The 13,752-nt window shown below is 69.9% G+C and carries 14 protein-coding genes and 3 pseudogenes; 8 read left to right on the top strand and 9 right to left on the bottom strand.

What is annotated here, in order from left to right:
* Positions 1–651: 651 nt before the first annotated feature.
* The 3 genes and pseudogenes from ACFSL4_RS25985 to ACFSL4_RS25975 all read left to right on the top strand — a co-directional run.
* Positions 652–1,371 (top strand): annotated as a pseudogene (locus ACFSL4_RS25985) (ABC transporter transmembrane domain-containing protein); the annotation flags it as partial.
* A gap of 242 nt (positions 1,372–1,613) precedes the next feature.
* Positions 1,614–1,970: a hypothetical protein gene (locus tag ACFSL4_RS25980; RefSeq protein ID WP_381087638.1), complete on the top strand. Its 357-nt coding sequence runs from the start codon at positions 1,614–1,616 to the stop codon at positions 1,968–1,970.
* A gap of 12 nt (positions 1,971–1,982) precedes the next feature.
* Positions 1,983–2,798: a threonine synthase gene (locus ACFSL4_RS25975; protein WP_381087636.1), complete on the top strand. Its 816-nt coding sequence runs from the start codon at positions 1,983–1,985 to the stop codon at positions 2,796–2,798.
* A gap of 126 nt (positions 2,799–2,924) precedes the next feature.
* Here the strand turns inward: ACFSL4_RS25975 and ACFSL4_RS25970 are convergent, their stop codons facing one another.
* The 8 genes from ACFSL4_RS25970 to ACFSL4_RS25935 all read right to left on the bottom strand — a co-directional run bounded on the left by ACFSL4_RS25970 (position 2,925) and on the right by ACFSL4_RS25935 (position 10,692).
* Positions 2,925–3,470 (bottom strand): GNAT family N-acetyltransferase, encoded by a 546-nt coding sequence (locus ACFSL4_RS25970; RefSeq protein ID WP_381087633.1) that lies wholly within the window; start codon positions 3,468–3,470, stop codon positions 2,925–2,927.
* Between the two features lie 117 nt (positions 3,471–3,587).
* Positions 3,588–3,884, bottom strand: a complete 297-nt coding sequence (locus ACFSL4_RS25965) for an aminoacyl--tRNA ligase-related protein (protein WP_381087630.1) — start codon at positions 3,882–3,884, stop codon at positions 3,588–3,590.
* A gap of 745 nt (positions 3,885–4,629) precedes the next feature.
* Positions 4,630–5,070, bottom strand: coding sequence for a hypothetical protein (locus ACFSL4_RS25960; RefSeq protein ID WP_381087627.1), 441 nt, complete (start codon positions 5,068–5,070; stop codon positions 4,630–4,632).
* Between the two features lie 44 nt (positions 5,071–5,114).
* Positions 5,115–6,191: a hypothetical protein gene (locus ACFSL4_RS25955; RefSeq protein ID WP_381087620.1), complete on the bottom strand. Its 1,077-nt coding sequence runs from the start codon at positions 6,189–6,191 to the stop codon at positions 5,115–5,117.
* Entirely contained in the window at positions 6,188–8,203 is a 2,016-nt protein-coding gene (locus tag ACFSL4_RS25950; RefSeq protein ID WP_381087617.1) for a hypothetical protein, read from the bottom strand. Before ACFSL4_RS25950 ends, ACFSL4_RS25955 begins: the two co-directional genes overlap by 4 nt.
* Positions 8,200–8,958: a toll/interleukin-1 receptor domain-containing protein gene (locus tag ACFSL4_RS25945; RefSeq protein WP_381087614.1), complete on the bottom strand. Its 759-nt coding sequence runs from the start codon at positions 8,956–8,958 to the stop codon at positions 8,200–8,202. Before ACFSL4_RS25945 ends, ACFSL4_RS25950 begins: the two co-directional genes overlap by 4 nt.
* A 13-nt stretch (positions 8,959–8,971) precedes the next feature.
* Positions 8,972–10,264: a helix-turn-helix domain-containing protein gene (locus tag ACFSL4_RS25940; protein ID WP_381087611.1), complete on the bottom strand. Its 1,293-nt coding sequence runs from the start codon at positions 10,262–10,264 to the stop codon at positions 8,972–8,974.
* A gap of 155 nt (positions 10,265–10,419) precedes the next feature.
* Complete coding sequence (locus ACFSL4_RS25935; protein WP_381087608.1) at positions 10,420–10,692, bottom strand: hypothetical protein; 273 nt, start codon at positions 10,690–10,692, stop codon at positions 10,420–10,422.
* Between ACFSL4_RS25935 and ACFSL4_RS25930 the strand changes: the two genes are divergently transcribed.
* From ACFSL4_RS25930 to ACFSL4_RS25920, 3 genes are all read left to right on the top strand, one after another.
* Positions 10,691–10,819, top strand: a complete 129-nt coding sequence (locus tag ACFSL4_RS25930; protein WP_381087606.1) for a hypothetical protein — start codon at positions 10,691–10,693, stop codon at positions 10,817–10,819. The genes ACFSL4_RS25935 and ACFSL4_RS25930 overlap by 2 nt on opposite strands.
* A 154-nt stretch (positions 10,820–10,973) precedes the next feature.
* Positions 10,974–11,336: a hypothetical protein gene (locus tag ACFSL4_RS25925; RefSeq protein WP_381087603.1), complete on the top strand. Its 363-nt coding sequence runs from the start codon at positions 10,974–10,976 to the stop codon at positions 11,334–11,336.
* The gene (locus tag ACFSL4_RS25920; protein WP_381087600.1) at positions 11,333–11,992 is read left to right on the top strand and encodes a nucleotidyl transferase AbiEii/AbiGii toxin family protein; all 660 of its coding nucleotides are present in this window, start codon (positions 11,333–11,335) and stop codon (positions 11,990–11,992) included. Before ACFSL4_RS25925 ends, ACFSL4_RS25920 begins: the two co-directional genes overlap by 4 nt.
* A 78-nt stretch (positions 11,993–12,070) precedes the next feature.
* Here ACFSL4_RS25920 and ACFSL4_RS25915 read toward each other — a convergent pair.
* A pseudogene (locus ACFSL4_RS25915) lies at positions 12,071–12,433 on the bottom strand (IS21 family transposase); the annotation flags it as partial.
* Between the two features lie 540 nt (positions 12,434–12,973).
* On the opposite strand from ACFSL4_RS25915, the gene panD reads away from it, so the two are divergent.
* Both panD and ACFSL4_RS25905 read left to right on the top strand, forming a co-directional pair.
* The gene (panD, locus tag ACFSL4_RS25910; RefSeq protein WP_381087598.1) at positions 12,974–13,393 is read left to right on the top strand and encodes an aspartate 1-decarboxylase; all 420 of its coding nucleotides are present in this window, start codon (positions 12,974–12,976) and stop codon (positions 13,391–13,393) included.
* 22 nt (positions 13,394–13,415) lie between these two features.
* Positions 13,416–13,752, top strand: a pseudogene (locus ACFSL4_RS25905) (arylsulfatase); the annotation flags it as partial.

Below are 13,752 nucleotides of genomic sequence, written 5' to 3'. Positions count from 1 at the left end.
AACCCTCCGGAGAGGCCGGACCTTGCGCTCAGATCGAACAGGCGGCGTTCCAGCCCGACAACTCCGTACCCGGTAAGGGTGCGGGAGCGTCCCAGCTTGCTGACCTGGTGGCCGCCATGACGAGGGACCCGGACACAGGTGCCCGGCTCCCGCTCGGGAGGTTCGCTGCGTGACTCGACAGCTCGTCCGCGGCATGGGGCCTGAGTGAATGGGCTGCGTTCGGGACCGAAGCGGCGTGCCCCATGGATGCCGCTTGCCCCCCTCTGGCCGCTACCGCGACCTCGCCCGCCCCGGTGTCCTTCTCGTACACTGCGCCGGCGCCATGGGCTTCGGCTTCGGCACCGTCGTCATTCCCGACACCGAGACCGAAGCCGCAGCCGACTCCACCGCGGCGGCTCTCCGCGTGACCTGCTGCGTCGTGATCACCGCGCCCGCGAGCGGGGCTGGCCCTGGGTCGGCAGGGCAGCCGGTTGCCGCGCCACCCGGGGGCTGCACGGGTAGGCCATGATGCGCTAAGCGTCCACTGAGTGAGATGTCCGAGGGAAGGGCGGGCGGCGCCCGACCCGTACGTACGTCAGGGCGCCCCGTATCCGCCATGCCGCCGCCTTCCAGCAGCGACCCTGGAAGCATGGACACGACGATCACCGCACCCTCGGCATCCTGCGGCACCGCACCATGACGCTCATCCGCACGGACGCGGCCTACCGGACGGCGCAGGTCGTCGTCCGGCAGGTCTCCAGGCTCGGCGTCACCCTGCCGCGCAAGGTCTCCGTCGGTGAACTCACCCACCTCCAGGCGGGCGACATGGGGCGGATCGCCGTGACGCTCACCATCACCGGCCCCGGCGTCGGCGCGGTCGTCGCCTACTCGGCCACCGCCGTCCTGCTGTTCACCATCTCCACCGTCCTCGCCGGCGTGGTCCTGCTGGGCGTCCCGCTGCTCGCCCTCGCGGTCGGTCCCCTCCTCGGCAAGCTGCACGGTGCCGAGGGCACCTACCGGGAACGGCAGGGCGAACTGACGGCTCGCGCCGGCGACATCGTCTCCGGCCTCGGCGTGCTGTGCGGCATCGGCGGCAAGGCCGCCTTCGGCAAGCGGTACCGGGAACGGTCGCAGGCCCTCCTCGCCGACGGCTACCGGGTCGCCTCCTTCACCAGCTGGGTCCAGGCCATCGGCGCCGGCCTGCCGGTGATCTTCCTGGCCGTCGTCACCTGGATCAGCGCCAGGATGGCCGCCGGCGGAACGATCACCGTCGGTGAGATGGTCGCCGTGTACGGCTACGTCGCCGCGCTCCTGGTTCCCGTGTCGTTCTTCATCGAGGGCGCCGACGACCTGCCCCGCGGCCTCGTCGCCGCGCGACGGGTGATCGCCATCGCCCACCGCCTGCAGACCGCGCACGACGCCGACCGCGTCGCCGTGGTGGAAGACGGCCGGATCGTCGAACTCGGCTCACACGACGAGCTGGTCGCGGCCGGCGGACCGTACGCGGCGCTGTGGCGCTCCTGGCACGGCCGGGGCGCCACAGCGGACGAGGGTCACGCGGGCTGACCCCCGCGTTCCCTTCCCGCACGACACCTATCGCATCCGGTTCCACGAGAACGAATGGGGACGTCGCAGTGCCGGAGGACGAGAAGAGCAGGGGCGGCGCGAAAGGCACGTACAAACTCGCCTGCCTGCCTGCCTGCCTGCGCTGCGACGTCGAACTCGAACTGGCACTGGTGTACCGGTGCCCGAACTGCTCCGGGGCACTGGAGCCGCGCCACACCCTCCGCGTCGCGGCGCGCCGCGACCACGGATCCCCCGAGCGGGCGTACTTCGACTTCCTTCGGCTGAGCTCGCCGGACTTCCTGGACGACGGCATCACACGCCGTACGCCCTGCCGGCGGGCCCCGAGGCTCGGCGCCGCCATCGGCGTGCCCGGCCTCTGGACGAAGGACGAGTCGCGGCAGCCCACCGGCACCACCAAGGACTGACTGGCCTCGGTCGTGCTGGCCGTGTTCCGGCAGTTCGGGATCAAGGAGTTCGTCGGGTCGAGCACGGGCAACAGCTCCACCGCCCTCGCCCGCGCGGTACGCAGGGACCCCGCGATGCGCGCCCACTTCTTCTGCGGCGAGGACTTCGTCACCAACCACGATGTGCCCGACCACGCCAGGACCTCGCTCACCGTGGTTCCCGGCACCTACGTGGACGCCTCCGCGGAGGCCAGCCGCTTCGCCGCCGAACAGGGGCTCCACCTGGACGCCGGGTTCTTCAACTGGGCGCGGGGCGAAGGGCTCGAGCTGGCCTACCTGGAGGCCCTCGACCAGATGGACCGCACGCCCGACGTGATCGTCCAGGGCATCAGCAGCGGCATGGGACTGCTCGCCGCTCACAAGGGCATGCGCGAGTACCCGCTGACCGGCGCGATCGACCGGATGCCGCGGTTCCTCATGGTCCAGGAGGAGTCGTGCGCGCCCGCCGCCACCGGCTGGCGGGAGGGCCGGCGTGAACTGACCGCCGCCGACCGGATCGACCGGCCCGAGGAGCTGGCCACAGCCATCCTTCTCGGGGACGGCGCACCGTACTACCCGTACCTGTACGACATCGCGTCGGAGACCGGGGGAGCCGTCGGCTCGGCCTCACGCCGGGAGCTGGTCGAGGCGAGGACGATGCTGCGGGAACTCGAGGGCCTCGACGTGTGCTACGCCGCGGCGGCGACGATCGCCGCGGTACGCAACGGGGCGGCCGCCGGGCGGATCGGCGAGGACGCGACCGTACTCGTCAGTCTGACCGGGCGCAGCCGGACGGACGCACCCGCCTGAGCCGGGGATCCGAGGACGGGGGAGAGACACATGCTCGCTGCGGGAACGGGAGACCGATGACAGACCAGCAGTTCGACGAGTACGCGGATCAACGGGGCCGTGACCCACTGCATCGCGGCGTGAACGTCATGGTGCCGCCGCATAACAGTGGATGGCCACCGTCTGATGCGGGCTCCATCGTTGCTCGACCGTGGCCATCAGTTCCCATCCCAGCCGCTCGTACAGGGCTACCGCGGCCGTATCCGCGGTCACGACGTCAAGCACAGGATGCAGGCCACGGCGTTGTGCTTCCTCCATGGCCCGGCTCATCAGAAGTGCGCCGATTCCGTGTCCCCTGGCCTGAGGAGCGACGAACAGCCGGCTGACAACTGCGGCCAGCTCCCTCCTCACGCCGTGCCGCTCGCTCCATAACTGAGCGGCCAGATCGCCTTCCCTGCTTCGAGACAAGCTGACATGGCCGACGAGACGGCCGTCGAGTTCCGCGATCCAGGATCCCAGCAAGGACGCATGTGATAGCCACTCGCCAGGCCGTTCCGGCCAGTTCACCGGATAGCAGTCACCCTGATGAACTTGCGCGAGGACTCGCACGCACTCCTCAAGGTCGCCCTCAGTTCGATGCCGGACCGAACGGCCTGACCGCTTGCCGGACGACCCGGAGCTCTCGTCGTTCACCTCGGAATAGAAGCACGGATAACGAACCCCAACCGGCTGGAACAAGCCAGATGATCAGGCTTTTGCGGCGCGAGCGTCCGCGAAGGGACACCGCGTGTGATGACCTCTACAGGTACATCAGCGGCTGCCTCTCGACCCTGCCAGGACGTCCCGCATCACCCACTTGCGCAGTACGTCCGGCACGACGACCGTGCCGTCCGGCTGCTGATGCTGTTCGAGGATTGCGGGCAGCAGTCGGCTGGTCGCCAGGCCCGATGCGTTCAGCGTGTGGACGAAGGCTGACTTGTCCTGGCGCGGCCGGTAGCGGATGTTGCCGCGCCGTGCCTGGTAGTCGCGTGCGTTCGACACCGAGCTGACCTCGGCGTACGAGTCGATGCTGGGCAGCCGCACCTCCACGTCGAAGGTCTTCGCCATGGCGGTTCACAGGCTCCACTAGGCGGCGATCGGCCGGCGGAATGGATCGGAGGGAGACCTGGCCGGCAGTGTGGGGTGGCTTCGAGATCGGCTTGCTCCTTGCCATCGGCCGGAGGGCCAATTGGGACTTCGGCTCGACATTGGTTTCTTGTGAGTGGGTGGCGCCCGTCGCGTTCCACCGCCAAGCGTCACTGCGAGGGCGAATCAATGATCAGAGGAAACGCCGGTTTGGCTAACCGGCGATGTGCGGCTGTGTTGCGCGCCGCCGGATCAGATGACGGATCTTGTTCGTCCTGGTGGTCGGGTGGTCGAGCCCTGCTGTGGTGAGCGTCACGAGAGTCTTCGGGAGCCGTTGCGTACGCTGATCGCGGCCGTTCGTGAGGGGCACTCCCGGGGGCGTGAGGGCGACCCCGCGTGCCCCTTCCGACCTCTGATGCACCGTCAGAAAAGTCGGCAGTCGGTCAGCGTGGGTCCTGAAAAACCTAGGGAAAGCTGCCCGGGCGCGCGACTCGTTGTAGGGTGTGGAAACAGCCCTTGACCTGCAAAAACGCAGGCAGGGAGCCTACTTGTGGGAGTACCCCGATGTTGCGTACCATGTTCAAGTCCAAGATCTAGCGTTTGGGTGTTTCCGCAGTTCAGAGCCCTGATTGCCGCCTCCAGGTCAGCAAAAGGTCAGCATCAGGCCGGACGGTGTCCGGCTTGCTGACCTGCACCGCGGCAGGGGGCCTGCTGCCCTGCCCTGCGACTATTCCCGGCGCGGGGACGGATTCGGCGGGAAGGCCAGGCCGGTGACGTTGCCGGCCTGGACGATCGGGCCGTGCTGGGTGCCGCCGGAGACGGTGTTGTGCACCGTTGCTGGGCGGCCCGCTGCGGCCGCCAGTCGGCGCAGCGACGCCCCGAGAGCACTCAGTTCCTCGCCGGTGAGCGCCCCGGCTTCCACCAGCCCGCAGAGACGAGTCTGCCACTCGGCCGCGATGCCGGACGCGGCGCGCCCGTCCGCCGCGGTGCCCGTGAGGAGCAGCCGCGCACGCGCGTCGTCCAGGCCGGTGATCGCGACGGTGTCCGCGCCCGCACGTGCCAGGAACCGGCTCATCAGTGCGCGGGCGTGAGTCCAGGAATCGGTGACCATGAGGGAGACCAGGGTGGTGGCCCCCGATGCCGCCATCGCGGCCAGTTCTGCGTCCATCGCGTCCTCCTGGATGCGCAGGGATGAAATCTTCAGGTCGACGGTCAGACCGTGTCGGTCGACGGCCCGGGGTCGGACGCCGGTTCCGCCCCGGTCTCGGGAGCGAGAGGTCTCGGCGGATCGAATCGGCGTAGGAGGTCCTCCGCTGTCTCGTGGCGGTTGTGCTGCTCGACGAGCTGCGAGAACTGTCGGGCCAGCATCGCCCGCCGGTCGTCGTCCTCCGTGAAGCCCATAGCTTCGAAGAACCCCGACAGGTGGTCTGCAGCCGAGGGCTCACGGGCTGGGAGATCGGCAGACTCCGTGCCGATGTCCGGCGTCCAGGGTCCTCCTGGCCGGTTCGGCAGCATCTCGAGCAGGCGCTCGGGGATGTCGGCGTCGTTGGCAGCGGAGGTCAGCTGCGCCAGCAAGGGGAGGTCGGCCACGGTCTTGGCCACGTGCTCGTCGTTCCTGGTGAGCCACCACACGACGGCGCTGCCGGTGTCCTTGAGGGCGTCCTCGCCCAGATACCGGCGCTTGCTCTGCTCGTACTTGCGCTGGTGCTCCCAGACCGCCTCGTCCTTGCGCACGCCGGCGAGCCGATCCAGACGCTCCTGGTCCTCGTCGGGCAACGTGAGGTTGATGTCCTCCGCCATCGCCCGGAGGTGGCCCGTGGAATCCGGGCACATGCGGCTGAGGGCGCCACCGAGTTCGTGCTGAAGGAGCGAGGCGTGGCCGGGTTCCCGCTTCTCGGTAATCGCGCGGGCCCGGCTGAGGACCGCGTCGACGGCGAGGCCGGCCGGGTTGACGACCGTGGCGCGCCCCGGACCGTCGGCGAAGCACCACCGTACGGTCGCTGAGAAGACGAAGTGGTAGTCGTCCCAGAGGCTCGGGAGCGCGACTCGGTTGACGCGGTACTCGGTTCGCTCCACCGGGGCAGCCGTGAGCTGCTCCTCGAAGCTGACCGGCACCGGGCCGCGGCGCTGCGAGGCCACCCGGAAGGTCACCGCGGGCAGCACGAGAAGAAGCGCGGCCAGCGCCGGCCAGGTCCAGCCGGGCCATCGCTGCACCAGGCCGACGATGGTCAGCAGCAGGCCGCACATAACAGTGAGGAACACGGTCGTCGTCTTGCGTGCGGTCGTCATGATCGCCCCCTTCTGGCCGATGCAGACGGGGCGGCAGGACCGAGGTTCTGTGCCACGCCGATTTTGTGGAGCAACAGATCGGTCGTCTCGGTGGAGTGGGCGCCGGCGCCCGGAGAAGTGAACTCCGCCTGGCGTGCGGACGCGTACAACGCGGCGAACGCCGCGCCCCGGTCCTCCCCGCATCGGTCGGCGGCAGCGACCAGCAGGTCGAGGAGGACCTCCCCCCGGTCACCGGCGCCCTCGGCCGCCCAGTGCAGCCAGCTCTGTATCTCTGCCCGTGGTGCCACGCGTCGGCCTTCCGGCCGCGACACCGCGTGGGTCAGCACGGCACGCCAGCACGTGATCAGCGAGCGTCGTACCCCGTCCTCGTCGACCAGGGCGCGAGTGGTGACGGAGCGGTCCGTGAGCGGCTCCGGATCGCTGACGCGCAGAAAGATGGCCGGGTCGGTCGGTGCGAGGTCGCCGCGTGCCAGCCGGTCGAGCAGCCTTCGGCGTAGCCGTCGGCTGCCGGCCACCAGGTGGCACAGGGCCTGCAGCGCATGGGCCGTGCCGCGCTCACGCCGGGCGAGATGGTGCAGCCGGATCAGGGCGTGATCCGGATGGTCCAGCGCGAGGACGTCGGCGCAGACCTGGACCAGCACCTGGGCGAACTCACCGGTCAGCCGGCGGTACGCGCACCACTGGTAGATCCGCTCGCGGAAGTCCCTGCCATGGGCGGGGTCCGCGAGACCGCAGGTGAGCGCCTGGACCGCGGCCTCCGACCGGGCTCTGCCCGCTCCCTGTGCGCTCCACCGTTCGGCGAGCGCGGCGAGCGCGTCGGGCCGCCCGGTTCGCAGATACTCACCCGCCAGCCGGGCCACCAGGCCGTCGCGGACGTCCGGCACGAGATACGGGTCGCTCGACTCGACGACCCGCGCGGCCCACGCGCCGAGGTGCGGCCGCAGGTCGGGCATGTGGTCCCAGAAGTGGGCGCGGACGGCGGAGTCGTAGTCCAACTCGGTGAACCGCACGCGACCGTCCGGCCCGGGGCGGGCCGAGATTTCCGACAGCCGCTGGGCGAGGTCCTTGCGCTGGAGGAGCGGAGTCTCCTCCTCGGGGGCCCCGACCGTGCTCAGCAGAAGTGCGGATGCCCGGTGGACGACGTCGGCGTGCGCGCCGTGGAGCATGGACACGGCGACCATCAGGGCGCGTTGGGAGGCATCGTGCAAACCGGCGACGCGGTCGGCGACTTCGGCGCGGCGCCCGGCGCGCGCACGTTTCGCGGCCGCGCACCACTCGGGGAATCCCTCGCCGGGTCCGGCCGTTTCGCGGGCACGGCGTATGCGGTCGGCGAAGTCGGCGATCTCCCGCATGGGTTTGCGTTCGCTCAGGAACTCGTCGACAGTGACGTCGTTCCGGAGAAACTGCTCGCACGGCACGCCGTGGGCGCGCAGGTGTCGTCTGAGAACCTCCATGGGGAAAGCTGGCGGTTCGATCTCGACACGGAAGTGCTGCAGGTCGGGATCGAGAGCCCCTTCGTGCGGCATGACGACGACGAGATGGGCCCGCCGCTCGCGCACCGTCTGGCGCAGGGCGGGAAGGCCGCCCCGGGCCGCATGCCACAGACCGGCCTCCGCGGTGGACAGGTCGAGCAGCAGCCGGTCGCCCGGGTCGACGAAAGCCGGGTCGTACAGCGGCAGCTCGTCCCGCTCGGCGGGCAGGAGTTCGCGGAAGGCACCGCCGGGACGGTGGTGTTCGCGCAACAGTACGCGAGCCGTGGCCGAGCGGCCGCTGCCGGGAGCACCGTCGAGGATGACGGTGCCCCTCTCCTCGAGCGTGTCGCGTGCCCTTCCCATGTTGACCGGAGCGACTAACACCCCCCGGGTCCAGCGCAGTTGGTCATCGGGAAGCTGCCGGAAGACCGGCTTTCGGGGTTCGTGGGCAGCGGAGCCGAGGTTGACGTAGATGTGGCCGTCGCCCGTGTGCGTGACGCCCCGCGTGCTCTCGACCCGGGTGGTGTGTTCTGTGCTCACCGTCGTTCGCCCTGGGGCCGCTCCGGCTCCCCGAACCGCTGGTGGACGTCCCCGTGGTGGTCGCCCTCGGTGTACGTCGTCCCGGTGCCCGAGATGTAGCGGTCGCCCGACACATGGCGTGAGTTGTTGTAGATGCTGCCGCTGCCCGTGTGGACCGTGCCGTGGGAGTTCTTCACGATCGTGCCGCCGACGTCACCGCTGAAGTCGCCCGCTTGGACGGACGTTCCACTCACGTCCCCGATCGAGTTGTGCACGCTGGTCGACGTCGGCGACGGCTCGCCGGGCTCGATCAGGTCCCGCAGCTCGGGCACCAGCTCGGCGACCAGATCGCCGATACGCCGGATGCCGGCCTCGGTGTCGTGGGTGCTGTCGAACGGTACGGACTGCAGATCGGCGAGCCGCGCCAGCTCAGGGGGCATGGCCGCTTTGTTCAGCCGGTCGGTCTTGCGGCCGTCCAGCACGGGAACGACGATGAGCCCGCACTCGAAAGCGGCCTCGATCTCCTTGCGCACCCAGTCGTCGGGATCTTGCAACCGACTGCGGAAGTTCGCCCAGTCCGGTCCTATGACGGCCAGCAGCACGCAGCTGTGGCGTAACGCGGTCAGGAGAACCTCGGGGTAGGCCTCCCCTGGGGTGATGGACCTGGACGCGCGGAAGACGCAGTCCTGGCCGAAGCGACGTGACAGCTCCTGGTCGAGGAGGGCCGCGGTCCGCTCGCCGTCGCCGGTGCGGTAGTTGATGAACACGTGGGGCATGCCAGTGACTCCTTCAGATGGTGGAGGGGCGCGACAACGTGCCGAGTCGCGGTCCCAGCCGGCGTACGGAGGAATGGTTCGCGTGGCGCGCCAGGGCGCGGGCGAGCCGTCTCAGGTCGGTCGTGACCGTGGCGGAACCCACGGCCTCCACTCCGTCGAGCAGGGGCGCCGCCAGGTCGCAGGCGTGGTCGATCTCGCCGGCCGACGCGTAGGCGAGTGCGCGGCGGACGCCGTACCTGACCTGGGTACGAACCGCGTCCTCGCCGACCAGGGCGAGTTGTCGGTCCAGTTCCTCGCTCGCCTCCCGCGGCTGTCCGAGATCGACCAGGCACCAGCCGGTGACCATGCCGACCGGATCGGGAAGGTGCATGGTGCCGATCACCGGCTCGTCGGTCCCTTCGTCCTGGAGAGAAAGAAGCGCACGCGTGCGGTCCAGCGCGTCGAGACAAGCCCGGCGGTCACCCGCCAGGGCGTGGCCCTGGGCTTCGCGCTGTGCAGCGAGCCCGCGTATCCGCGGGGGCAGGGCCCTGCTCTGTGCGCGACGGGCCAGAGCGACTGTCTGCTCGGCGTCGTCCCGGTACAGCGTGATCAGGGCCCGGCGGACCAGCGCGTAACCCGCCAGTGCCCGGTCGCCGCCGGCGGCCGCCAGATCGACCGCGCGCTGCGTCCACCACAGAGCCGCCCGCTCGTCCCCGGTCTCCTGCACCAGCCAGCCGACGTATTCGGCGTACCGGGACCCAAGGGCCAGCAGGTGGCGACGGGTGCCGCTGTCACAGTGGGCGGACAGTTCCCGCAGGGTATGGGTCTGTGCGATCAGAACGGGCAGGAGTAGACCGGGCGCCACCGTCTGGCCGAGTCTGCGGTAGTGGGTGAACAGCGAGCGGGAGGCTTCCACCATGTCCGCGCCCGCGACTGGCGAGGCCGGGCCCGCGCTGTCGGACCGCCACGCCATCAGCGAAGCGGCACCCGCGCCTATGGCATCCCGTCGACTTAAGGGCTGGAAGGTGTTCGGGCCGTCCGGCGACAACTGCATGATCCAGTCCTCCTCGTGGACAAAGCCCGGCGCCGGATCGACGGGCGGGTCGGTGGTCTCTGGTGCGAGCAGGGACAGCAGGGCCCCGCCGGCCCCGAGGGCGGCGTCACACAGGCGGGCGAGATCACGGCTGGGGGCCTTCAGGCCCCGTTCCACCTTGCTCAACTGCACCTTGCTGTAGTGCACGGAGCCGGACAGGGCGGTGAGGCTGAGCCCTGCTTCCAGACGCCGCTTCCTCAACTCCTCGCCGAACCCGGTGGACGGCTGTGGCACGGAAACCTCCAACCCCTCCCGCCATCGGCCGAGTCGGCGCTGCACGTAGCGTGCGGCAGTCTGGCCGGGGCGGACAAGACGATCGATGCTGTTTCCCGTTTCCTTCTCCGACAGGGGAACGCGACATGCGCGGCAGGGAGGACCGGAGAAACGGATTATCTGGAAGTCGTGCCGAAAAGGGAGGCGATCGTGCGCTCGACCACCCACCGGATGACGTCCAGGCCACTGCCGTGGTCCTCGCCACGCTCGGCGATCACCGGTGTGATGCCGAGAGCCCGCACCAGGCGGCGGTACTTGTCATGGTCGCAGCCGCGGTCTGCGAGCAGGGCATCAGGCCGTCGGCGCGGGCGGCAGACCGGTCCCGCTACCCGCGGGATGCCCTGACCGTCGCCCGCCGGGTCCCCTCTCGTCCACTGCGCCGGCGCCATGGGCCTCCTCGGGACCGTCGTCATTCCCTACGCCGAGACGGAAGCCGCAGCCGACTCCATCGCGGCGGTCCTCCGCGTGACCTGCTGTGCCACGATCACCCGCGCCCGCGAGCGGTGCTGGTCCTAGGTCGGCAGGGCAGCTGGTTGCTACGCCACCTGGGGTTGTACGGGTAGGCCATGATGAGCGTCCGAGGGAGGGGCGGGCGGCGCCCGACCCGTACATACGGCAGGGGAGCTCCGTTTCCGCCATGCCGCCGCCTCCCAGCAGCGATACTGGATGCATGGACTCGACGATCACCGCCCCCCGCGCCGAGGTACTGCGGGACCGCTACCGCAGCCGACTGCCCGAGCGCTTGCATGAGCTGGCCGGCCCCGTCGAGGGCAATGTGGACCTGCCGCTCCACATCGTCTGGTCCGGGCGGACGAGCTACAGCCTGGACCGTCCGAAGTCCCGCATGACGCTCTACCGGACCGTCCTCGCCGAAGGACTGAGTGAGGACCTGGTGGCCCTCCTGCACCACCGGCTGCTCGCGGATCAGTGGCCCGTGCTGCGGCGCTTGATCAGTCCCTACATCCGCGAGGTCTGGGAGGACGCCTTCCCCGAGCTGCTCCGCACCGCTCCGGCCGACACGGCCGCCGCGTGAAGCTCACTCCGCTCCACGAGCGTCTCCTCGCCGACATCCTCGACCTCGGCTCCCCCTACCCCCTGGTCCTTACCGGCGGATATGCCGTGCAGGCCCACGGCCTGGTCGAACGCTTCAGCCGTGACCTCGACGTCGCCACCGAGAACCCCGCTCCGATGCAGGAGATCATCGCCTCACTCACAGCGGGCCTCAGCGCGCGCGGATGGCGTACCACGCACGTCCAGACCGATCCGCTCAGCGGCCGGTTCCTCGTCACCGATCCGGACACCGGCGAGGAGTGCGAGGTCGACGTCCTCAAGGAGGCGTTCTGGGCTCCGCCCGCCCAGACCCCCTACGGCCCCGTTCTTTCCCTCGACGACGTGATCGGCACCAAGGTCCGTGCCCTCGCCGACCGCGGCACCGTCCGCGACCTCATCGACGTCCAAGCTGCCTCCCGCCACCGCTCCACCGCCGACCTCGAATCCCTGGGCCGCCGTCGTGCCCACGACGAGTTCAGCCTTGAAGACCTCCGGGACAGGCTCATTGGCGCGGAGTGGTACGAGGATGAGGACTACACCGCGTATGGGCTCACCTCCCGCCAGATCGACGAACTCAAGGCGTGGGCACTGGAGTGGGCGGAGGATCTGGGTGCGCGGATCCATGACGAGAACGCCTGAGAAGGGGGCATCGCGCGGGGCAGCTGAGCGATGCCCCGCAGTGGACTCACGGCGAAGCTGGGCTGAGGTAACGGTCAAACACTGCATCCCGCTCCCGCTCCCAAAGACTGTCCGCGAAGCCGGATCCGCGGGCCGATAGGCCGGCCGCAGATCTCGGACCCGGTCCTTGAGCACGGTCAGGCTGCGGTCCCAGCCGATCCGCTCAACGATCACCGTCGCCGGCATATCGGGCCACTGCTCGAGCGGTTCACGGATCTGCGGCTCGACCGCGTCCACGATCGAGCCCTTCGGCGCCCGCTGGTACTTCGGCGGCGCGTCGTCCGCGATCGCCCTGCAGACGGTGTTTCTCGAGATCCCCGGCTTCCTCGCGGTCGCCCGCACCGGCATCCGCTCGGCCCGGTGAAGCCGGCGGAGCTCCGCCCAGTCCTCCACGCTGATCACCACTCCTCCCGGCCTGACTGAACGAGTTTCGGCAATCTGCGCAGCGCCCGGCCAATCGCCCTGCCGCTCGATCCGGTCGGGCACGAAGAGGTCAGGCTGCTCGTACAGGTTCGTGCGCAAGAACCGCAGCCGCCGTACCCGTGCCTCGTCTGCCTGCTACTGAGCAAGGTCCTCCCGTGTGCTCTCCGAGAGCGCCAGTTCTACACGGGCAGTCAGACACCGGTACCTGGTGGCGCGAGGCGGCGGGGTGGCTTGAACATTTTCGGGGCCCGGTGCCGAGGATGGCCCAGTGCTCGAGGCAGCGCCTGTCTACCTGAAGTGTCGTCAGGCAAGTCAGCATCCGGTCAGCATGAGCCGCCGGCCTTTCCTGGAGGATTGCTTGAACAGGCGCCGGTGCGGCGCGAAAGCCCAGGCGTGAAGCCGTCTCGCCCGAGCGGAGCGATGTTCCTCACAATTCTCGACCGGCGTGTTCCGGTGTACAGTCGACACCGCCCTTGACCTGCAAAAAGCAGGCAGGGAGCCGTCTTCCAGGAGTCCAAAGTGCTGCGTACTCTGTTCAAGTCCAAGATCCACCGTGCCACCGTCACCCAGGCCGACCTGCACTACGTCGGATCCGTGACCATCGACGCGGATCTCCTTGACGCCGCCGATCTGCTGCCCGGCGAGCTTGTCCACATCGTGGACATCACCAACGGCGCCCGCCTGGAGACCTACGTCATCGAGGGGGAGCGCGGATCCGGCGTCATCGGCATCAACGGGGCCGCGGCCCATCTCGTCGAACCCGGCGATCTGGTGATCATCATCAGTTACGCCCAGGTCTCCGAGGCCGAGGCACGGTCCCTGAAGCCGCGGGTGGTGCACGTGGACGCCGACAACCGGATCGTGGCCCTCGGAGGCGACCCGTCCGCGCCGGTGCCGGGGTCGGACCAGAAGCGCAGCCCGCAGGCCGTCGGGGTCTGACCCGACGGGACGAACGCGTCCGATGACCGCCTCGGCATACCCGCCCGAGGGCACGCTCGCCCTGCTGCACACCTCGCCCCTTCACATCCCCGTCTTCGAGGCCCTGCGCGACGACGCCCATCCGGGGCTCGGGCTGCGGCACCTGGTGGCCGAGGAACTGCTGGACCGGGCGCGTGAGCAGGGCCCCGCGGCCGTGGCCGGCGACGTCCGGCGCCTCCTCGGCGAGGCGGCCGCGGCGGGCGCCGGCGCCGTGCTGTGCACCTGCTCGACCATCGGCGCGGTCGCCGAGCGCACGGCCGTCGCAGTGCCCGTGTCCCGGGCGGGCCGGCCGATGGCCGCCGCCGCGGTGGCGGCCGGGG

Origin of the sequence: Streptomyces caeni, from assembly GCF_042678285.1 — a bacterium.
In the GTDB taxonomy this organism is placed as follows: Bacteria; Actinomycetota; Actinomycetes; order Streptomycetales; family Streptomycetaceae; genus Streptomyces; species Streptomyces caeni.
The sequence above is the reverse complement of the archived record's forward strand: the minus strand, read 5'-3'. Positions and strand labels throughout refer to the sequence as shown.